Here is a 21,113-nt window from a genome sequence, read left to right as displayed (position 1 = left end):
ATTCGGGCAGATTATATAAATGACGGAGGTGTCCGCCGGTGATAGTCATGACAGGAGCCTTTTTCGGGGCTGCTGTCATTGCGTACCCACTGGTCAAACGCCTCGGTCGCAACGGGTTCTTCCTTCTTGCCCTGGTGCCGTTCGCTGGGCTGATCCTCACCCTCGCAAAGGTCCCCGATATCTTCGGGACAGCAGGCGGGCCGTGGGTCGAGAGCATGGGCTGGTTGCCGGCACTCGGTCTCGACGGCATCTTCCGCCTCGACGAACTCTCCTGGATCATGAGTCTCCTGGTCACCGGCGTCGGTGCCCTCGTCTTCGTATACTGCGCCCGCTACTTCCCGCCGGATGAGCCCGGACTGGCCCGGTTCTCTGCAGTCTTCATGGCCTTCGCCGGAATGATGTACGGACTCGTCCTCGCCGATGAGCTCCTCATGCTCTACCTGTTCTGGGAAGGCACGACGGTCTTCTCCTACCTGCTCATCGGCCACAGCCAATCCCGCCGCCGCTCCCGCCAGGCCGCGCTGCAGGCCCTCATCGTCACCACTGCCGGTGGACTGGCCATGCTCGTGGGCATGATTCTGCTGACCTCAGCGACTGGAACAAGTCAGATCTCGACCCTCATGGAGCGCGCGAGCCTCGGTCTGGACACCGGACCGGTCATCGTCACAGCCGTAATCCTCATCCTCGTCGGAGCGGTGTCGAAGTCCGCGCTGATTCCTTTCCACTTCTGGCTCCCCGGTGCCATGGCCGCACCGACCCCGGTCAGCGCCTACCTGCACGCGGCGGCGATGGTCAAAGCCGGAATCTACCTCATCCTGCGCCTGGCTCCGGGCTACCACGCGCTGCCCGGTTGGTCAGAGACCCTGCTGACCCTGGGTCTGCTCACGATGTTCATCGGCGGTTGGCAGGCCCTCAAACAGACCGACCTCAAACTCCTGCTTGCCTTCGGCACGGTCTCCCAGCTCGGATTCCTCACGACGATGGCCTCCTTCGGCTCTCCCGACATCACCAAGGCCGCCCTGGCGATGCTCATCGCCCATGCCCTGTTCAAGGCCTGTCTGTTCCTGTGTGTGGGCATCATCGACCACCGTGCCGGCACACGTGACCTGACGAAGCTCTCCGGAGGTTGGAAAGCGTTCCCGGTCGTCGCCGTCTGCGCCACGATCGCCGCGGCATCGATGTCCGGTCTGCCCCCGCTGCTGGGCTTCGCGGCTAAGGAAGCCGTCTATTCGACCCTCCTCGCCTCAGGTGACAAAGCTTCGATCATCGCGCTGATCGGCGTCATGATCGGATCGATGCTCACCGTGGCCTACTCGGCACGCTTCGTCTGGGGTGCGTTCTCAAGCAAAGAGGGTGTCGACGACATCGCCCGCCGCGATGAGAAGATCACCCTGATCATCTCCCCGGTCATGCTCACCGTGCTCACCGTGGTGTTGGGCCCGGCGGTCGGACTCATCGACGGCTACTTCGGAGCCTGGACCTCGACGCTGCCGGCCATCGACCCCGGCGACGGCGACTACCACCTGGCAATCTGGCACGGACTCGAACCGGCTCTGGCTCTGTCAGCAGTCACGATCGCAACGGGCCTCGGACTCTTCTTCGTCCGCGACTCGTTCGCCAAGGTCCAGTCGACTCTGCCCTCGGGCCTCGACTTCCACGACCTCTACAGCAAGCTGATCAGCTGGATGGAGAAGCTGGCCTTGTGGGTCACCTCCCGCACCCAGCGCGGTTCGCTGCCGTTCTATCAGAGCGTGATCTACCTCGTCCTCGTGGCGGGCATCGGCCTGGCCGTGATCACAAATGACACCTGGAACATCGATTTCAAACTCTTCGACACCCCGCTCGACTTCATCGTCGCCGCAGTCCTCATCATCGTCGCGGTGGCAGCGACCCGCGCCAAGAAGCGCTTCACCGCTGTGGTCGTCACCGGAATCTCCGGCTATGCGATGGTCGCCTACTTCGCATTCGTCGGAGCCCCGGACCTGGCGCTGACCCAGGTTCTCGTCGAGACCATCACCATCGTCGTCTTCGTCCTCGTCTTGCGCCGTCTGCCTGCCCGGATCGGTCAGAGCACCGGCCGCTTCACTCCGGCGTGGCGCGCCATCATCGGCGCCGCGGTCGGCGTGACCATGATGTTCGTCGTGCTCATCGCCGCCGGCGTGCGCATCAGCGACCCGGTGTCCGTGGACTTCGGCCAGCTCGCCTACGAGATCGGCCACGGCCAGAACATCGTCAACGTGACCCTCGTTGACATCCGCGTCTGGGACACCCTCGGTGAAATCTCGGTCCTCGTCGCTGCCGGAACCGGCATCGCCGGACTGATCTTCGTGCGCGGCCGTGAAGGACACCTCCATCGTTTCGTCTCCCGCCGTGACGGCACCGAACTGCAGGGACGTGTGCGCTTCCAGCCGGTCCCCGAGGAGATCGGCTACTTCCGCGACCCCCAACGCGAAGACGTGACGCAGCGTCGAGTCTCCTGGCTCATCGCCGGACGCACACTGGCACCACGCAACCGGTCCATCATCCTCGAGGTCACCGCCCGCCTGGTCTTCCACGCCGTCCTCATCTTCTCCCTCTACCTTCTCTTCGCCGGTCACAACGAACCCGGCGGCGGTTTCGCCGGTGGCCTCGTAGCCGGTCTGGCACTGGTCGTGCGCTATCTCGCCGGCGGCAAGTTCGAACTCGCCGAGGCGGCCCGCTTCACCCCCTCGAGCATGCTGGGAACCGGCATGATCATGGCCGTACTCACTGGCATCGGCGGGTGGATCTGGGGCGACACCGTGTTCAGGTCCGTCTACCTCGAAGGCGATATTCCGGTGCTCGGGCACCTGTCGTTCGGAACTTCGACGTTCTTCGACATCGGCGTCTACCTCATCGTCGTGGGACTCATGCTCGACATCCTCAGATCCTTGGGCGCCGAGGTGGACCTGCACCAGGAGCGCGACGAAATGATGCTGACCAAACGACTCAACCAGTCATACAACCTCTCGGAGACCTTCAGCGTCGAGGCCGAGCACGAAGCCGTCTCGTCGATCCTCGACCGGGTCAATCACCTCGACGTGGACAACGGCGCCGAAGGGGGACGGCTATGACTTTGCCCTTCATCATGGTCCTGGCGATGGGAGTCCTCTTCGCCAGCGGCATCTACCTCATGCTCGAACGCTCACTGACCCGCGTGCTGCTGGGGTTCATCCTCCTCGGCAACGGCGTCAACCTCCTCATCATCCTCACCGCCGGCACAGGAAATCCGCCGTTGACCGACGGGGAGAACCTGTCCACAGAAGGCATGTCCGATCCGCTGCCACAGGCACTCATCCTCACCGCCATCGTCATCACATTCGCGGTCACCGCGTTCCTGCTCGCCATGATCTACCGCTCCTGGCGCTTGGTGCGAGCCGATTCGCTGCAGGACGACACCGCCGACCTGCAGGTGGCGATCACGAAGATGATCGACTCCGAGGCGGAGGCGAGCACGGACTACGACGACACCGAATTCGGTGATGAGGCCGAGAGCCCGATCACCGGCGCCATCGACCTCGACGACGACGGCACCCCCAAAGAACGCGACGCAGGCGAGGGCAGCAGCGAAGAAGGTTCCAAGGGAACCACGACGGAGGAGAAGAAATGATCGATCTCCTTCCTGTGCTTGTGCCCTTGCCCGTCCTCTTGCCCCTCATCGGTGCGGGACTGGCGCTGGTGCTGTCGAAGCACTCCCGCGCTCAGAACATCGTGTCGATCCTGATCTTGAGTGCGGTCATGGTCATCTCGCTCGTCATGCTCTTCGGCATCGATGCCAACGGCCCGCAGGTCGTGGCGATCGGCGGGTGGGAACCGCCGGCAGGAATCGTGCTCGTCGCCGACAGGCTCTCCTCGCTCATGCTCGTCGTCTCCTCGCTGGTCACCCTGTGTGTGCTCATCTACGCACTCAGCCAGGACGCCAACGACGACTCGAACGAGACCCCGATCTCCGTGTTCAACCCCAGCTATCTGGTGCTGTGCGCGGGTGTCGCAAACGCCTTCCTTGCTGGTGACCTGTTCAACCTCTACGTCGGCTTCGAAATGTTCCTCGTCGCCTCCTACGTGCTGCTGACCTTGGGTGCTACGGCAGAGCGCATCCGGGCGGGCGTGACCTACGTCGTCGTCTCGCTCGTCTCATCGGTCATCTTCCTGGCAGCGATCGGCGTCATCTACTCGGCGACCGGAACAGTGAACATCGCGCAGCTCTCTGAGAGACTGAGCGAGCTGCCGCCGGATGTGCAGATGATTCTGCATGTCCTCCTGCTCATCGGCTTCGGAATCAAGGCCGCGATCTTCCCGCTGTCCTTCTGGCTGCCCGACTCCTATCCGACCGCTCCGGCCCCGGTGACCGCCGTGTTCGCGGGACTGCTGACGAAGGTCGGCATCTATGCGATCATCCGGACCGAGACGCTCCTGTTTGCCGAGTCCTCCCTGCGAGTGCCTCTTCTGATAGCCGCGGCATTGACGATGGTGGTCGGAATCTTAGGCGCGATCGCCCAGTCGGAGATCAAGCGGATTGTGTCCTTCACCCTCGTCTCCCACATCGGCTATATGCTCTTCGGTGTGGCTCTGGGGACCACTGTCGGACTCTCCGCCGCCATCTACTACACGGTCCACCACATCATCGTCCAAACCGCGCTGTTCCTGGCCATAGGTATGGTCGAAATGCGAGGTGGGTCGACTTCGACGAGGTCCCTGGGTGGGCTCATGGTGCTCTCACCGGCATTGTCGATCATCTTCTTCATCCCTGCCCTCAACCTCTCAGGCATCCCGCCGTTCTCCGGGTTCATCGGCAAGGTTGCGCTCTTCGCCGCCGGTTTCGCCGATCACGACTGGCTCGCTGTCTCGCTCATCGTCGCCGGTACGGTGACCAGCCTGCTGACCCTCTACGTCATCGGGCGTACCTTCAACCTGGCCTTCTGGCGCGACCCCGCGGACGCGGAGGAGCCGAACGAGGAACTCGTGGCCGAGTTCGCCGAACGCAAGAAGGCCAAGCTCGCGGGCAAGCCCTGGAAGTCACAGATCGGGGTGCCGGGATCGATGTTCGCAGCCACCACGGTCGTGGTCGTCGCCTCGATTATCCTCACAGTCTTCGCCGGTCCCCTGTGGGATCTGTCCGACCGTGCTGCGGGAAATCTGCAGTCGCCGGTCAACTATGTGACGGATGTGTTGGGCGGTGATGGCTCATGAGCACGAATCGGCCTCCGCGGATGACGAAGGGACGCAGCTTCGTCCAGCAGCTCGTGCTGGTGTTCTTCCTCGTGGTGCTGTGGGTGATGCTCTGGGACTCCGTGTCACTCATGCACATCCTCTCGGGCATCATCCTCGCCCTGGTTGTGACCCGTGTCTTCTACCTGCCCCCGGTGGTGCTCTCCGGTCGGTTCAACATCATCCACGCCCTCAACTACGGACTGTGGTTCCTGTACTCACTCATCCACGCCTCTGTCGAGGTCGCCTGGTTCGCCTTTCGTCCTCGCGCGGTAGGTGCCGGTTCGGTCATCGCCTGTGACCTGCGCACGAGTTCGGATCTGCTGATGACGCTCGTGGCCGATACCGCCAGTCTGATCCCCGGGTCGATCATCATCGACAGCGACAGGGCGATGGGGGTCTTGTATCTGCACGTTCTCGACTGTGATTCCAAGGAGAAGATCATCTCTGCCAAAGCGCAGGTCTATCACATCGAGCGGCTGCTCATCCTGGCTCTCGGCTCTCACCGTGATCTCGCTGCGCTGAAGGTCAACCCCGACCCGATCGCCGACGAATACGGAGATGTCCGATGAGTCAGATCGTGCTCGACACCCTCGTCGTCGTGGCCTCGGTGCTGCTGGCCGCCTCGGCGGTCATGGCCCTTTATCGCATCATCCGCGGACCCTCGATCCTTGACCGCATGATTGCCACTGACGTTGTGCTGGCCTCCATCATGTGCGGTCTGGGCGGGTTCATGGCGCTGTCGGGTCGCACGGACCTTCTGCCCGTGCTCATCGTGTTGGCGATGCTCGGGTTCGTCGGATCCGTCAGCGTCTCCCGGTACGTATCCAAGTCCGATTCCATGACACCCGGCGCCGAGGTGGGCTCACTCAGCGACTTCACCAGCTCCGACTGGCATATGCCCCAGGAATCAGCCGATGGCAGCCAGACCGAAACCGGAAGCACCACCGGCCAGCCAACCGAAGCCGATGGCGGGGAGGAGTGGCCCGATGACGTGGCCCGCGGAATCTCCGACGTCGCTGATGGCCCCGACGCCGTCACCGTGCACGACGACGAAGAGCCCGTGACGGTGGGCCTCGACCAGGGAACCGATCCCGACGCCGAAGGTGAGGGCCTGGGCATAGGGCCCGACCCGGGACCAGACGACTCCGACGACGGTGACCGCACGGGACCCGAACCCGAAGAAGAGGAAGGGGGAAGCAGATGATCCTCGACATCATCTCCGCAGCGCTCATCCTCCTCGGCGGGGTGCTGTCCTTGGCCGCCGCGCTCGGTCTGCTGCGCTTCGGCGACCTTCTGTCTCGCATGCACGCCAGTGCAAAACCTCAGGTCCTGGGGTTGTTGATGGTGGCTGTGGCGATCGGGATCCAGTACCCGACATGGTCGACAGTGACCACGTTGGCGATCATCATCTCCTTCCAGCTCGTCACCATTCCCGTGGCCACGCATATGGTGGGGCGCGCCGGTTATCGCACCAAACACCTGCGTCGTTCTATGCTGTATCGAGATGAGCTCGCCGAGGCTGTCGATCGAGCAGAGGCCAGAGAACTCGCGTGGGAACGCAGAAGAGGAACCGGAACGGACCCCAATGACGGTTGACAATCAACAGCAGCCCCAGCCCTTGGTGCTGGTCGCCGATGACGAACCCGATGTGCTCGGCGCCGTTGTCCCCTTCCTTGAACGCTCCGGTTTTCGGGTGCTCGCCGCCAGCGACGGACTGCTGGCCCTCGACGAGATCCACCGCCACAATCCTGATGTCTGCGTCCTCGACGTCCTCATGCCAGGTGCCGACGGCAGACAGGTTCTGCGACGGCTGCGCCAGGAGGAGAACTGGGTTCCGGTTCTGCTGCTGACTCAGGTCGGAGAGGCCGTCGAGCGGGCGATGGCGCTCGAAGAGGGCGCCGACGACTACCTCAACAAACCTTTCGATCCGCACGAGCTCGTCGCCCGAATCCGCGCAGTGCTGCGCCGGACTCGCAGCGACGGGCCACCCCTGGCCACAGCTCCGGTGCTGGCTTCGAGCTTCGGACTGCGCCTTGATCGTGTGGGCAGGCGCGCCTGGATGGGCAATCGTGAACTGGTCATCACGCCCAAGGGCTTCACCCTGTTGGAATACCTGATGGTCCACAAGGACGAACTCATCGAACGCTCCCGCCTGCTCGAGATCCTGTGGGGCTTCGAAGAGGCCGTGGGCACCCGCGCGGTGGATTCCCGTGTCGCCGAACTGCGCCGTGTCCTCGGTGAGGACGCCGCCGAACCGCGGTGGATCGCCACCGTTCAGGGCCGCGGCTACCGATTCGTCGGTGAGGTCCGAGGCGAAGACGGTCAGAGGACCCCATGACGAAATTTCTGGTCTTCGAGGTCCAGATCTGGCTGTTCCTCCTGCTGCTGTTCCTCGTGCTGGCCGGTTTGGCCATCGGCGCGTATTTCGCCTGGAGACATCTGCGCAGACGTGAGGCCGCACTGCGAGAATCGATCGAGGCAGCGGCGAGCGAGGATTCCCTTGCCAAGCGCAACCGGATGCTCATTCGTCTCGACCATGAGCTGAAGAATCCACTGACCGCGCTGCGCACCTCGGCCGCGAGTATCCGCGACGTCGTCCGCGAAGGCGGCTCGATCGAAGAGGTCGAATCCGCTGCCAAACAGGTCGACATCTCCTCACGCCGAGTCGCACGTCTCCTGGCAGACCTGCGCAAGCTCGCCGACGTCGAGACCCGCATCATCGAATACTCCCGAGTCGATCTCGATCGGCTCATCCACCAGGCCGTCGACGACGCATCGACGGCGCCCGGGGCCGAAGACCGCATGATCGTGGCCACTGTCGCCCGTGCCCCCTGGCGTCTGCCCGATGTCGCCGGTGAGGAAGATCTGCTGCTGACCGCGATTCTCAACCTGCTGGGCAATGCGCTCAAGTATTCCTCTCAGGCCGAGGTCGTCGAACTGCGTGCCAATGAGCAGATCATCGACAGCCACAGGTGGGTTGTCGTCGAGGTCGCCGACACCGGCAGCGGCATTCCACTGACCGAGCAGGAGCAGGTGTGGGACGAACTCTCACGCGGCTCCCGTGTCCGCGCGGTGGCCGGTTCCGGAATGGGGCTTTCACTGGTCAGAGCAATCGTGACCCGCCACGGCGGTTCCGTGCAGCTCTTCAGCCAGGAGGGTGTGGGCACCTCGGTGCGCATGGTGCTGCCGGTCCTCGGCGACGCCGCTCAGGTGACCGTGCCGCCGATGGTCGATCAGGTCGGGCATGCCGCTGCCGGTTCTCATCCGGTCCAGCCCGTGCAGCTTCCCGATTCGGGCCAGATGCCCGGGTTCCTGCCGCCCCGGCAGCCCAACGAGGCGGAGCTTCAGGGCCGGATTTTGGGCTCCCCGCGAAGAACCTCGAAACGACGCCTCGAACGCGTCGACGGCAATCTGGTTCACCGTTCGACGGGAGAATCAATCGGCGGAGGGTTCCCGCAGGACTCCGGTCAGCACTCTCAGTTCAAACCCGGCCCAGGGGCGGGTCGAGGACCCGCCGGGCCACAGTCGGGACCTGTCCCGGGCTCCAGCAGTCCGCAGTCGGGACCACAACAGGCCTGGCAGAACCATCCGCCACAACCTCAACGACCGCCAGAATACCCACCGATGCAGCAGTCCGATTCGGTCGAGCAGCCTCATTCGACCGAGCAGCCTCAGAGCCGTAGTCATCTGCGGCCGAGGGACGAACGGTGATGAGACACGCTGCGAAGGTACGAACAGTCGTGGCCGGAGCTGCACTGCTCAGTCTCGTCCTCAGCGGCTGCTCGGCCCTGCAGATCCGCACCGCAGAACGGGATTCGGGTCCTGTCCGTGTAGCTGTGAAGAAGAACGTCGGAGAGAACCCCACCACGGCACCTGCTGACGACGGAATCCCCGATGGGATGAAGAAGGTCTCGCGCAACCTCGGCGCCGAATGCCCCGTCGACGTCAGCATTGCGATGACGGATGGCTGGTCGGAGGGGTCATCCGGCGACGAATTCCACTCCTTCTCCCGCGGCGAGACCCCCATCGAGAGCGACTCGGTCCTCATCACCTGCTCCAAAGGGTATGAGGACTCTCCACAGTCGATCGTCGACGCGAAGAAGAAATTCACCTTCTCGGAGCCGAAATCCACGGTGACCGCGCAGCGCACAGGCAATTTGGCAGCCGGATACTACTGGACGTTCCAGGGCGAACTCGGCCCGCAGGAGATCGTCGCGATCAACAAGAAGCAGACCGTCATGTACGGTGCCAGGATCGGATACAAGACGAATGGGCGCGTCGTCGAGATCGGGGTCGAGATGCGCTCACTGAAGTCGAACACCGAGGCCGCGGAAGAGTTCAAGCAGATGCTGCCCACCCTCACCATTGACGACGAGAAGGTTCCCGCGCCGAGATTCAAATAGACGTTTCCCGGCCCGAACCTCGGCGATGATCCTAGGATGGGATCATGACGACCAACGACGCTGTGACTGCTCTCCTCGACGCCCGCCGACTGCAAGGCCTCCTGACGAACCAGAGCGGCCATGTCATCGCTCAGTACTCCTTCCTCAACGCCGAGGGCAACACCTACCTCTCCCATCTCGCCGACATCGGCGAGGACAGTCCTCGCCGGATCACCCGGGGAGATCAGTCCATCGGCGCGGCCGCGATCAGCGAGGCCGGAACCATCTATTTCGCAGCCAAACGCACCGGTGAAGACGGCAAGGACGCACAGAGCCCGAGCCTCTGGGCCCTGCCCGAGTCCGGGGAGGCACGCAAGCTCGCCGATCACGACGGCGGATTCTCCCGAATCGAAGTCAAAAGCCAATCCCTGATTGTCCAGTTCCCCGTCCACACCTGGGCCGCGAACGAGGACGAACACCAGGAATTCAGCGAAGAACGCAGCGAATCCAAGGTCAGCGCCATCCTGCATTCCGGGTTCCCCATCCGCCGGTGGGACCACGACCTGGGCCCGGGCCGAGACACTCTGGCGATCGCAGACCTGGACACGATCGGCGACGAGTTCGGCGAGGATCTCTCCGCGGACCTCACGCGCGAGGCCGCCGATTCCGAGGCAGTCGGTTCCGTGGAGTCTGGTACCGACGCAGATTCCTCCACCGGCCTGACTTTTCGCTATCTGCCTCTGCCGCCCGGTCGCCTCGTGGACTGGGCCGTCGATGACGAGGCGCGCTTCGTCCTCGTCCAGGTCGAGAAGCCGATCCCCGGCCAGCTCGAAGCCAGCGAGATCTGGCAGATCGACCTCCACAAACATGCTGCACCTCGCCTGCTGATTGAGGCTGCCGCCGATCACGGGTACGGCATCGATGCCATCAGCCCCGATAGAACCCGCGCCCTGGTCACCCGGGAGCAGTTCTGGACGTCGACGACGAACCTGTCCGCCACGCTCATGGTCCTCGACCTCGACACCGGGTCGCTGAACCCGGTGTGGCCCGAAGCAGATCATTGGTTCGACCCAGTCTGGGCCGATGACTCCACCATCGTGGCCAGCGCCGACGATCACGGCCGGGGCAGCGTCTTCATCGGTGATGTCAACGACGAACAGCCTCGGCGGCTGGTGGGCGGTCCCGGTCAGAAATATACGTTTGCGGGACTGCAGGTGCAGGGACTCACTGTCGTGGCGACCGCCTCGGCGATCGACGTCGCACCCCTGCCCATCGCCATCGACCTGGTCTCGGGCCAGATCAGCGAGCTCGCGAACCCGGCGACCGTCATCGACGGGACCGGCACCCTCACCGAGGTGGCGGCAGTTGGTGACGACGGCACCGCAGTGCGCGCCTGGTTGGCACTGCCCGAGGGGGAAGGCCCGTTCCCGCTCGTCGTCTTCGCCCACGGCGGGCCCTGGGGATCCTGGAACTCCTGGACGTACCGATGGAATCCGGGACCGTTCGTGTCCGCCGGATACGCGGTGCTGCTGCCGGACCCCGCGATCTCCACCGGCTACGGCCAGTCGATGATCGACCGCGGCCAGCAGGAGCTGGGCGGGGCACCCTTTACCGACATCCTCGCCCTGACAGACGCGGCCATCGAACGGACCGACATCGATGCCGAACGCACAGCTCTGGCCGGCGGGTCCTACGGCGGTTACATGGCGAACTGGGTGGCCGGACACGCCAGCGACCGGTTCGCCTGCATCATCACCCACGCCTCCCTATGGAACACGACGTCGATGGGTCGGACCACGGACAACGCCTCCTGGGACGTAGCTATGAGGAAGCAGTCGGGAACGTACTCACCGCACCTGTTCGCCGATCGGATCGAGGTGCCGATGCTCGTCATCCACGGCGACAAGGACTACCGGGTGCCGATCGGGCAGGGCCAGGAACTCTGGTACGACCTGCTCACCCGGTCCAAGACTCCGCTGGATGCAGAGGGACTCACTCAGCACCGTTTCCTGTACTTCCCCGACGAGGGCCATTGGGTGGCCGGCCGCGGCAACGCCGAAGTCTGGTACCGCACGGTCCTGGCCTTCCTCGACAAACACGTCCTGGGTATCGACGCCGAGCGCGCCCGCACGCTGGGGTGAATTCCAGCCCGCAGGTCGACGAGGCACCAGTGTCGTCGAAACACACAAGAGCGCACGTGAATACTATCTGTCAAGACGGAAATGTGCCATGATTATGATTGTTTGATCATCAATACAATCAGGAGTGTGATCGATGTCGGGTCTTGGTGAGTTCATGGCAGAGGAACTGCGGAGTCAGCCGGAGACATGGGAGCGGACCCTGCACGTCGCTGCCTCCGCTGCTGCCCAGCCGCAGGACGGAGAGCGGGTCGCGGTCATCGGCTGCGGGTCCTCGTGGTTCGGTGCGCAGGTGTTCGCGTCCCTGCGAGAGACGCAGGGCAAGGGCGAGACCGATGCCTTCACCGCCAGCGAGTACCCCACGCATCGGAGCTACGACCGCATCATTGCGATCTCCCGGTCCGGCACCACCACCGAGGTCGTCGACGCACTCGAGAGTCTCGGCTATCGCACACCGGTCACCGCCATCGTCGGCAGCGACGGATCGCCGATCGCACAGCGCGCCACGGACGTCATCGCCCTTGATTTCGCCGATGAGCGATCCGTCGTCCAGACGAGGTTCGGCACCTCAGCCATCACAGCCATGCGCTCTTGGCTGGAGCAGAGGAGCCAGTTGGAGACCGCGATACAGGACGCGAAGACCCTCCTAGCAGGAATCTCGCCCGACTTCTCCGAATTCGAGGACAGCATCCTCGACGCTGAACTCCTCGACGCCGAGCAGTTCAGCTTCCTGGGTCTGGGGTGGACGTGGGGTCTGGCCAATGAGGCCGCGCTGAAGCTGCGTGAGTCCGCGCAGGCCTGGACCGAGTCGTACTCGTCGATGGAGTACCGCCATGGGCCCATCGCCATCGCCGAGCAGGGGCGTGTGACCTGGCAGCTCGGTGATGCTCCGGCAGGGCTGCGCGAGCAGGTCGAGGCCACGGGGGCCAGATTCGTCGCATCCGACCGCGATCCCTTGGCCGAGCTCGTGCGTGTGCACGCGCTCGCACTCATCAGGGCCCGCCGCCTCGGCGTCGACCCCGACAATCCGCGCTCACTGACACGGTCTGTGGTCCTGGACGAATGACGGCTCGCGCAGAGATCCTCCGCGTGGCGCAGAGGCTGAGCCTGGGTGCCGGTCCGGTGGCGCTCGCCGTCGATGTCGGAGGCACCGGGATGAAGGCTGCGCTCTTCGACTCCACCGGGAGGATCGTCGACGCGCTGAGTGCACCCACCCCTAAATGCACACAGAGCGCGGCGGCGGAGGTCATGGATGTCATCGCGGACTTCCGTTCAACCCTCGCCGAGGGCAACCCAGAACACGCCATCGCCGAGGCGGCAGTGGTCATCCCCGGAATCGTCGACGAGGCCAGCGGGACCGGAATCCATTCCGCAAACCTCGGGTGGCGCAACGTGCCGTTCCGATCGCTGCTGAGCCAGATCCTGAATCTCGACGTCAGGCTCTCCCACGATGTGCGATCAGCCGGAAGGGCCGAATTCGAGCTGATCGAGCACACTCCCGACGATGCCGTGATGATCACCATCGGCACAGGCATCGCCGGAGCGATCCGAGTCGGCGGTCGCCTGATCTCCGCGGGCGGCTATGCGGGAGAGGTGGGTTTCACCGAAGTCACCGTCGACACCGCCGAGGGACTGTTCCGGGGACCGATCGAGCACATCGCCTCGGCGTCGTCGATCGCGAAGCGGTACTCCCAGCGCAGCGGGACCACGGTCGCAGGATCCTTGGACGTCCTCGACGCCGTGCATTCGGGTGATCCGATTGCACATGAGGTGTTCGCCGAAGCGGTCGAGGCTCTCGCCGCGATGTGTGCGCAGATCGCGGCAGTGATCGCGCCGGAGACGATCGTGCTGGGAGGCGGCTTGAGCGGGGCCGATGAACTTCTCGACGGAGTGGAGGCGGCGTTGCGGCCGCGGCTGGACTTCCACCGGATGCCGAGCATCCGCCGTGCTGGCTTGGGCCCCGTCGCCGGACTCATCGGCGCCGGGCTGCTGACGAGGGATGCGGCATGAGTGCCGGGCACGCAGAAGCGCGCGCCGCGGATGCGCCGCGCGTGGTCACCGCGACGCTCAGCCCCGCCTGGGACATCACCGTCACCGTCTCGCGCTTGGACCTGGGACGCTCGCACCGAATCGACCCCGCAGCAGGCAGGCTCGGCGGTAAGGGAATCAACGTGGCCCGTGTCCTCGCCGACACCGGAATCGGAGCCTATGTGCAGGGCCCTGTGGCAGACGAGCACCGGCCCGAGGCCGCCCGCTCGGCCGAGGTCGAAGCTTCGACCGGTGGCACACCGGTGTGGGATCTCACTCCGACTCCCAGCAGGCTGCGATGCAGCTATGCCGTCGTCGAGGGGTCCGGACGTGCCACCGTACTCAACGAGACAGCCTTTGAGCACCCACCCGAGGTGTGGGAAGCGCTGACGGATTCCATCAGTCGACGCCTCTCCGAGCCGGCAGTGTCCGTGCTCGTCCTCTCCGGCTCAACCCCGGCAGACTGCCCCGAAGACTTTCATTCCAACCTGGTGACAGCGGCGCATGCGGCCGGAGTCAGCGTCATCGTCGACACCTCAGGGCCTGGACTGCTCCGAGCGGCTCGGGCCGGTGCCGACTGGGTGAAACCGAACGCGGAGGAACTGAACGAACTGTTCGCCGATGAGGACCTGATCGCCTCGGCGGGGGAGCTGGTTCGTGCCGGCGCAGGCCACGTCCTCGTCTCCCGCGGGGAGGAGGGGATGGTCCTCGTCGACCGGACCGGGCCGCGCTCGAGCGCGCGTCTGGGCAGGGTCCTGCAGGGCAATCCCACGGGAGCCGGTGACGCCGCTGTGGCAGGCGTGGCCCGGTGCCTGGCAGCGAAGTCGCAGGGTCCTGAGCCAGCTCGGCTGCCTGATGAAGACGTTCGCGCGATCCTCAGGGAGGCGGTCGCGCTCTCTGCCTCTGCGGTGCTCATGTCCCAAGCGGGCCAAGTCCACCCCGAGTGGCAGAACCTGCGACACGAGGTCGTCATCACGAAGGAGCAAGCATGACCAGGGCCGCTACGATCGAACTGCTGACCAGCACGGACGCCGCCATCGGCGCATTCAACGTCATCCACCTGGAAACCGCCGAGGCGATCGCGGCTGGCGCTGAAGAGGCAGATGTGCCTGTCATCATGCAGATCTCCGAGAACTGCGTGAAATACCACGGCAGCCTGACCCCGATCGCCCGCGCCGCGATGGCCATTGCGGAATCCGCGCGGGTTCCGATCGCCGTCCACCTCGATCACGCGACCGACGTCGATCTTGTGTCCGAGGCCCTGGAGCTCGGCTTCGACTCCGTGATGTATGACGGAGCGCATCTGAGCTTCGCGGAGAACTGCGCGGCCACTGCCGAGGTGGTCCGTCATGCCCATGAACGCGGAATCGGCGTCGAAGCGGAGCTGGGTGAGATCGGCGGCAAGGACGGTGCCCACGCACCCGGTGTGCGCACCGACCCGAGTGCGGCAGCGCAGTTCGTGACGGAGACTGGAGTCGATGCGCTGGCCGTGGCCGTCGGCACCTCGCATGCGATGGTCGAGCGGACCAGCCGCCTCGACCTCGAACTCATCGCGAAGCTGGCCGTCGGAGTGCCGGTGCCCCTGGTTCTGCACGGCTCCTCGGGCGTCGCCGATGATGAGATTCGCCGTGCTGTAGCCGCGGGCATGGCCAAGATCAACATCTCCACCCACCTCAACAAGGTCTTCTCAGGCTCCGTGCGCGCGACTCTGGATGCTCACCCGGACATGGTCGACTCACGGAAATACCTCGGACCCGCACGTGACGCCTTCGCAGCCGAAACGGCCCGCCTGATCCGTCTCCTTTGCAATCCCATGGGCGAGGACAGAGACTGATTCTATGAGCACGCGTGAGGACCGCCTCGACTCGATCTTGTCGAAACTCGACCGGGAGACAACCGTCGGCGTGGAGGCACTCAGCCAGGAGCTGGGCGTCTCCCTGGCCACTGTCCGCCGTGACCTTGACCTGCTCGAACAGCGCCGGCTCGTCGAACGCACCCACGGGGGCGCCACCAGGCGCGCCGTCGACTATGACCTGTCGCTGCGCTACAAGGAGGCAGCCTCAACAGAGGCGAAGGCGGCGATCGCGCGAGCGGCAGTTGACCGGATCTCCCCGGGCTCCGTGATCGGACTCTCCGGGGGCACGACCACGTTCATGGTCGCCGACGCCCTGAGTCGACGCGACGATCTCCTGCGCGACCTCACCATCGTCACCAATGCGGTCGACATCGCGAACAGACTTGCCATCCACCCGGGCATCAAGGTCATCGTGTGCGGGGGAGTCATCAACACCTCGAGCTTCGAACTCGTCGGCTCCTTCGTCGACTCCGTGCTGCGCAGCATCTGGCTCGACCTGGCGTTCGTCGGCGTCCACGCGATCTCCGCCTCCGCCGGGGGTATGACAGCCAACGAGGACGAAGCCTACGTCAACCGACTGATGGCCGAACGTGCCGAGCAGGCCATCGTCGTCGCCGACTCCTCGAAGTACGGCAGACGATCCTTCGCCTCGGTCGGCGGCACAGAAGTCTTCCAGACGATCATCACCGACTCCCAGCTCGAGGCAGGCGCTGCCGACGAATTGGTCCAGGCCGGGTACGACGTCGAGCTCGCACCGATGCACCAGGAGAGCCCATGAGCGCACAGCCTGCCGACGCGCCCGCGGACACGATCATCCACAACGTCATCATCCTCGACGGCGATCCGGCCGGCTTCACCTTAGAGGGCGCCGATGACTGGCTAGCCGAGGCCGACGGCACCGTCATCTCACGCGGCCGCGGTTCGGGCTGGCAGGACCTGCCCGCCTCGGCGAGAGTCCAGACCATTGACGCAGGAGGAGCGTACCTGGCCCCCTCCTACGTCGACATCCACTGCCACGGGGCAGGGGGATCGAGCGCCGAAGACGGGGAGGCCGGACTCAGCGAAGTGCTCGCAGTCCATCACCGGCACGGAACCCGGGCGCTCGCCCTCTCCTACGTCTCGGACACGATCGAGGGACTCTGCAGCTCGCTGAGCGCAGGAGCAAGGCTCTGCCATGACAACCCTGCTGTGCTCGGTCTCCATGCCGAGGGTCCGTTCCTGTCCCCGGACTTCAAGGGTGCGCACGCACCCGAAGTGCTCACAGCTCCCACCCCCGAGGCGGTCGAATCGATCCTTACGGCTGCTGACGGAACGCTGGCTCAGATCACGATCGCCCCCGAACTGCCGGGTGCCTTCGACGCGATCTCACGGTTCGCTTCGGCGGGGGTGAGCGTGGCCATCGGGCACACGGGCGCCGGCTACGAGGAAGCGGCACGGGCCTTCGACACGGGCGCGAGCGTCCTCACCCACACGTTCAACGCGATGCCCGGAATCCACCACAGGGCACCGGGCCCGATCCTCGCCGCAATCGAGGCAGGACACGTCACGCTGGAACTCATCAACGACGGAGTGCACGTGGCGGCCGCGCCGGCGCGAATGTTGGCGACCTTGGCTCCTGGGCGGATCGCGCTGATCACAGATGCTATGGCCGCGACTGGGATGGCTGACGGGGACTACATGCTCGGAGCGCTGCCGGTACAGGTGGAGGATTCCGTGGCCCGACTGTTGGGCGAGGACGGTGCGACGGGCTCCATCGCCGGGTCCACGCTGACGATGGACGATGCGGTGATGAGAGCGGTGGCTGAGGTGGGTATGAGCCCGCTCGAAGCCGTCCAGGCCGCGAGTCTGGTACCGCTGCGGACACTGGGACTCAGCGCCGATGACCAGCACAGTCTGCTGGGCGTCGGAATGCCCGCTGACTACCTGCTGCTGAACGCGGACATGAGCATCCAGGCTGAGAACATGGCACGATAGGAGACATGGATGCCCTGCTCCTGATTGACACCGACGACGCCAGTTACACCTCCGACGAGAACGCCGAGATCTTAGTCGACATCGTCGGCCGCACTCGCACGGTCGGCGGTGTGCTCATCTTCGCCTCAACGAAGGACGAACTCGTCGACGTCGACGATGAGGAACTGTCCATCTTCGTCCCCGACGAGGAAGATCTCGTGCTGCGATCGGAGAAGCCCGATGTCTTCGACGGCATCCGCGACCTGGCACCCGGCCTCCACGACATGGGCGTTGACCGCATCGTCATCGCCGGTGGTGACGTGGACACAATCGAGACTCTCGACGACGCAGAAGATGAATCGGACGACACCTCCGACGACACGGACGCGGCAGGCGACAATGACGACGCCGGTGCCAGAGACCTGCCGGGATCGGTCCGTGCTTCGGCGATGGCCGCACTCGTCTGCAACTTCGACGTCATCATCCTCTCCGACGCGGTGATCGACCCCGAGGGGCAGCCGGTGACCTGGCTGGGCGAGGCCGAAGAGGCCGGAGCCATGATCAAGAAGACCGCCGACACCTGGTTGAGGATGTAACTTCTCTGGCGTCTGATGCCCTCTTAGTTCTACACTGAGTAGAAGTTTTGAGTCTTCTGAGTCTCACCCCTGATGTCAGCCGTGTGCGCAGCCCCAAGAGAGGAGAGGCATGACCGGGTCGAATAAGTCGGTTCGTGCTCTCTTCGCCGCGCTCATTACGACCCTGCTGGCCGTGCTCATGCACGTCGGCGCGGGCGGTACGACCTCTCCCCTCGGCATCGTGATCGTCTTCGTCTTCGTTCTGTGGGCTGCAACGATCCTCGCTGGCCGTCGCCTCGGGTATCTGGCGCTGGGGTCACTGCTCGGTCTGGGGCAGATCCTCATGCACCTGTCGATGGGTTGGTTCACTGCCGCGCCCGCTTCCACCGCTGCCGCGACGACCGGATCGGCCATGGGCCACCAGCAGCACATGAACCACGGGACCGGTGCCCTCGACCTGGGTCAGGTTGCTCCGATGTCGCATCCGATGTCGCACATGGTCGGTGACGGGACGAGTGCAGGTCTGGCCATGGTGCTCGCGCACCTGGCCGCGGTCCTCGTCACCGCGGTGGCTCTCAAACGCGGCGAAGACATCATTCTCACCATCCTGCAGCTGGCACTGGGACCGATCGCCACCGCACTCCGCGCCCTCGCCGAGGCGGTCGGTGTCCTGGCCGAATTCCCTGGCCGAGTCGCCCAGGGCGAAGTCGTTTTGCCCCAGGCCATCACCTCTGCCGTCGTCGGTTCCAATTACCGCCGCGGTCCGCCCGCACTCGTCTGACCTCAGAGCATCACAAGCGGCGGAAACTCCGCCGACTCACACATCATTGGTGACAGCCGAACACCGTCGTCGACGAAGCGTACCGTGCGACCGGGTGCCGGAACACCGGGTGCCGGAACACCGGGTGCCCGAACACCGGGTGCCCGCCTGCCTCAACGCACCTGCCGCACCATCCGTCACGACCCGTGCCCGGCTGCACCGACACACTGAAAGTGCAGACGAAATGCGAAAGAACACCACCTTGATGGCCACCATGTCAGTTGCCTTCATGATCGGGCTCAGTGCCTGTAACCAGAGCCAGGCAAGCGAGCCCGAAGAGGCGAGCAGCTCCCAGATCAGCGTCGACTCCCTGAGCCTCGACGACGCCTGGGTCAAGGCCGCCGACGACGGCATGACCGCTGTATTCGGAGAACTCAAGAACAACAGCGACAAGGACATCAACCTCGTCGCTGCGAAGTACGATGACGCCGACCAGGTCCAACTCCACGAGACTCTCGAAGACAACTCGGGAGGAATGTCGATGCAGGAGAAGAAGGGCGGCTTCACGATCCCTGCGGGTAAGTCCCTGAGTCTCAAGCCCGGTGGTGATCACATCATGGTCATGGGGTTGGCGAAGCCGATCAAGCCGGGTGAGGAGATCTCACTCGACCTCGTCACCGCCGACAAACAGACCATCCCGGTGACCGCCATCGCCAAGGACTACTCCGGGGCGCAGGAGAACTACGCCCCTGGCGAGGCCGACGACGAGGGCGACGGCTCAGACAGCGACCACAAGGACATGGACCATAAGGACATGGATCACGGGGATATGGATCACGGGGATATGGATCACGACGAGATGGACCACGGAGATCACGGTGACCACTGAGTCCGCAGAAACCGCACCTCGTCATCACGGGTTCAGCCGCCGGCGCCTCATCGCGTCGGCGGCTGCGGCCGGGGGAACAGGAGTCGTCGGCGCCGTCGCAGGCTTCGGGGTGGGACGATCCGTTGCTGGTGACCGTGCTGAAGCCGCACCGTCCAGAGACCTCAGCGGAGCCAACGGCCCGGTCACCGAACCGTTCTACGCCCCACATCAGGCTGGAGTCGAGACCCCACCCCAGGCGCACGCGCTCTTCCTGGCATTGACGCTGAAACCCGGCATCAAGGCCACCGACGTGACTCGCTGGCTGAGGCTGCTCACCGCCGATGCCGCGGCACTGACACAGGGGAGCGGTCCACTGGCTGACTCCGAACCCGAACTCGCCCATGACCCCGCGCGCCTGACAGTCACCTTCGGATTCGGACGCGGACTGGTCAAGCTGGCGGGTGAGAAATCCGTGCCGAAATGGTTGGGCCCGCTGGAGAAGTTCCCCATCGACGATCTCGACCCCGACCGCTGTACAGGGGATCTGCTCCTCCAGATCTGTGGTGATGACCCTCTGACCCTGGCACATGCCCAACGGATGCTGTGGAAGGATTCCCGGAACTTCGCCGAGGTGGCCTGGCAGAGAGAGGGATTCCGCCGTTCCTACGGCAGCCAAGGGGAGGGAAGAACCCAACGAAATCTCTTCGGGCAGTTGGACGGGACGGCCAATCCCGGGCCTGGATCTGAGGACTTCGCTCGTATCATCTGGGGGCAGGGGACCGGACAGTCCGATGCAGTCCACTCTGCACGCGGGGCACCGCCGGACAACCTCGGCGATCATCTGCCGGAGTGGATGCGCGGGGGAACGACCCTGGTGCTGCGCGACATTGCGATGAACCTCGACACCTGGGACAAGGCTGATCGGCCCGCGCGGGAGTTCGCGACCGGGCGAACACTCGACACCGGGGCACCGCTGTCCGGTTCCGACGAGTTCGATGTCCCCGACTTCGAGGCGGTCGACAAGCGAGGACTGACGAAGATCTCGGCGGCCTCACATGTGGCCAGGGCGCGCGATGGTCTGGGTCCCGAGACACAGATCCACCGGCGCACGTTCAACTATGGAACAGGTGCCGGTCAGGGCGCGGGATTGCTGTTCGCTTCGTTCCAGGCGGATATCGACCGGCAATTCCTTCCGATCCAACGCCGCCTCGCCGAGGTGGATCTGCTCAACGAATGGACCACTCCGATCGGGTCGACCGTGTGGGCGATTCCGCCAGGAATCAAAGAGGGGGAGTACATCGGGCAGAGCCTCTTCGAAGGGTGAT

Annotated in this window: 20 protein-coding genes; all 20 read left to right on the top strand. The window is 64.6% G+C overall.

What is annotated here, in order from left to right; all coding sequences use genetic code 11:
* Positions 1 to 47: 47 nt before the first annotated feature.
* The 20 genes from INT29_RS10470 to INT29_RS10375 all read left to right on the top strand — a co-directional run bounded on the left by INT29_RS10470 (position 48) and on the right by INT29_RS10375 (position 21,112).
* Positions 48 to 3,092, top strand: a complete 3,045-nt coding sequence (locus tag INT29_RS10470; RefSeq protein WP_193071576.1) for a Na+/H+ antiporter subunit A — start codon at positions 48 to 50, stop codon at positions 3,090 to 3,092.
* Complete coding sequence (locus tag INT29_RS10465; protein ID WP_193071575.1) at positions 3,089 to 3,628, top strand: Na(+)/H(+) antiporter subunit C; 540 nt, start codon at positions 3,089 to 3,091, stop codon at positions 3,626 to 3,628. The genes INT29_RS10470 and INT29_RS10465 overlap by 4 nt, the downstream gene beginning before the upstream one ends.
* Entirely contained in the window at positions 3,625 to 5,208 is a 1,584-nt protein-coding gene (locus INT29_RS10460; RefSeq protein WP_101571601.1) for a Na+/H+ antiporter subunit D, read from the top strand. Before INT29_RS10465 ends, INT29_RS10460 begins: the two co-directional genes overlap by 4 nt.
* Complete coding sequence (locus INT29_RS10455; protein ID WP_193071574.1) at positions 5,205 to 5,798, top strand: Na+/H+ antiporter subunit E; 594 nt, start codon at positions 5,205 to 5,207, stop codon at positions 5,796 to 5,798. The genes INT29_RS10460 and INT29_RS10455 overlap by 4 nt, the downstream gene beginning before the upstream one ends.
* Positions 5,795 to 6,433, top strand: coding sequence for a monovalent cation/H+ antiporter complex subunit F (locus INT29_RS10450; protein ID WP_101571597.1), 639 nt, complete (start codon positions 5,795 to 5,797; stop codon positions 6,431 to 6,433). Before INT29_RS10455 ends, INT29_RS10450 begins: the two co-directional genes overlap by 4 nt.
* Complete coding sequence (gene mnhG, locus INT29_RS10445) at positions 6,430 to 6,825, top strand: monovalent cation/H(+) antiporter subunit G (RefSeq protein WP_101571595.1); 396 nt, start codon at positions 6,430 to 6,432, stop codon at positions 6,823 to 6,825. Before INT29_RS10450 ends, mnhG begins: the two co-directional genes overlap by 4 nt.
* Positions 6,815 to 7,567 carry a response regulator transcription factor gene (locus tag INT29_RS10440; RefSeq protein ID WP_101571593.1) on the top strand — a complete coding sequence of 251 codons (753 nt, stop codon included), beginning with the start codon at positions 6,815 to 6,817 and terminating at the stop codon, positions 7,565 to 7,567. The genes mnhG and INT29_RS10440 overlap by 11 nt, the downstream gene beginning before the upstream one ends.
* On the top strand, positions 7,564 to 8,940 hold the full coding sequence (locus INT29_RS10435) for a sensor histidine kinase (protein ID WP_193071573.1): 1,377 nt from the start codon (positions 7,564 to 7,566) through the stop codon (positions 8,938 to 8,940). Before INT29_RS10440 ends, INT29_RS10435 begins: the two co-directional genes overlap by 4 nt.
* The gene (locus tag INT29_RS10430; protein ID WP_101571589.1) at positions 8,940 to 9,632 is read left to right on the top strand and encodes a hypothetical protein; all 693 of its coding nucleotides are present in this window, start codon (positions 8,940 to 8,942) and stop codon (positions 9,630 to 9,632) included. The genes INT29_RS10435 and INT29_RS10430 overlap by 1 nt, the downstream gene beginning before the upstream one ends.
* Positions 9,633 to 9,676: 44 nt before the next feature.
* Positions 9,677 to 11,752: an alpha/beta fold hydrolase gene (locus INT29_RS10425; protein WP_193071572.1), complete on the top strand. Its 2,076-nt coding sequence runs from the start codon at positions 9,677 to 9,679 to the stop codon at positions 11,750 to 11,752.
* A 154-nt stretch (positions 11,753 to 11,906) separates the two neighbouring features.
* Positions 11,907 to 12,815, top strand: a complete 909-nt coding sequence (locus tag INT29_RS10420) for an SIS domain-containing protein (RefSeq protein WP_226841843.1) — start codon at positions 11,907 to 11,909, stop codon at positions 12,813 to 12,815.
* The gene (locus INT29_RS10415; RefSeq protein ID WP_193071570.1) at positions 12,812 to 13,759 is read left to right on the top strand and encodes an ROK family protein; all 948 of its coding nucleotides are present in this window, start codon (positions 12,812 to 12,814) and stop codon (positions 13,757 to 13,759) included. Before INT29_RS10420 ends, INT29_RS10415 begins: the two co-directional genes overlap by 4 nt.
* Positions 13,756 to 14,769 (top strand): 1-phosphofructokinase family hexose kinase, encoded by a 1,014-nt coding sequence (locus tag INT29_RS10410; protein WP_193071569.1) that lies wholly within the window; start codon positions 13,756 to 13,758, stop codon positions 14,767 to 14,769. Before INT29_RS10415 ends, INT29_RS10410 begins: the two co-directional genes overlap by 4 nt.
* Positions 14,766 to 15,611, top strand: a complete 846-nt coding sequence (locus tag INT29_RS10405; protein WP_193071568.1) for a class II fructose-bisphosphate aldolase — start codon at positions 14,766 to 14,768, stop codon at positions 15,609 to 15,611. The genes INT29_RS10410 and INT29_RS10405 overlap by 4 nt, the downstream gene beginning before the upstream one ends.
* A 4-nt stretch (positions 15,612 to 15,615) precedes the next feature.
* Positions 15,616 to 16,410, top strand: coding sequence for a DeoR/GlpR family DNA-binding transcription regulator (locus INT29_RS10400; protein ID WP_101571578.1), 795 nt, complete (start codon positions 15,616 to 15,618; stop codon positions 16,408 to 16,410).
* A complete protein-coding gene (locus tag INT29_RS10395) occupies positions 16,407 to 17,606 on the top strand; it encodes an N-acetylglucosamine-6-phosphate deacetylase (protein WP_193071567.1) in 1,200 nt (399 codons plus the stop codon). Before INT29_RS10400 ends, INT29_RS10395 begins: the two co-directional genes overlap by 4 nt.
* A 5-nt stretch (positions 17,607 to 17,611) precedes the next feature.
* A complete protein-coding gene (locus tag INT29_RS10390; RefSeq protein ID WP_193071566.1) occupies positions 17,612 to 18,181 on the top strand; it encodes a hypothetical protein in 570 nt (189 codons plus the stop codon).
* 109 nt (positions 18,182 to 18,290) lie between these two features.
* Positions 18,291 to 18,941, top strand: coding sequence for a hypothetical protein (locus INT29_RS10385; RefSeq protein ID WP_193071565.1), 651 nt, complete (start codon positions 18,291 to 18,293; stop codon positions 18,939 to 18,941).
* A 244-nt stretch (positions 18,942 to 19,185) separates the two neighbouring features.
* Positions 19,186 to 19,809 (top strand): copper chaperone PCu(A)C, encoded by a 624-nt coding sequence (locus tag INT29_RS10380; RefSeq protein WP_226841841.1) that lies wholly within the window; start codon positions 19,186 to 19,188, stop codon positions 19,807 to 19,809.
* Positions 19,799 to 21,112 (top strand): Dyp-type peroxidase, encoded by a 1,314-nt coding sequence (locus tag INT29_RS10375; RefSeq protein WP_319020876.1) that lies wholly within the window; start codon positions 19,799 to 19,801, stop codon positions 21,110 to 21,112. Before INT29_RS10380 ends, INT29_RS10375 begins: the two co-directional genes overlap by 11 nt.
* The last annotated feature ends 1 nt before the right edge of the window (position 21,113 follow it).

This window comes from Brevibacterium sp. FME37 (genome assembly GCF_014897485.1).
In the GTDB taxonomy this organism is placed as follows: Bacteria; Actinomycetota; Actinomycetes; order Actinomycetales; family Brevibacteriaceae; genus Brevibacterium.
This window is presented reverse-complemented; position numbering and strand designations above follow the sequence as displayed.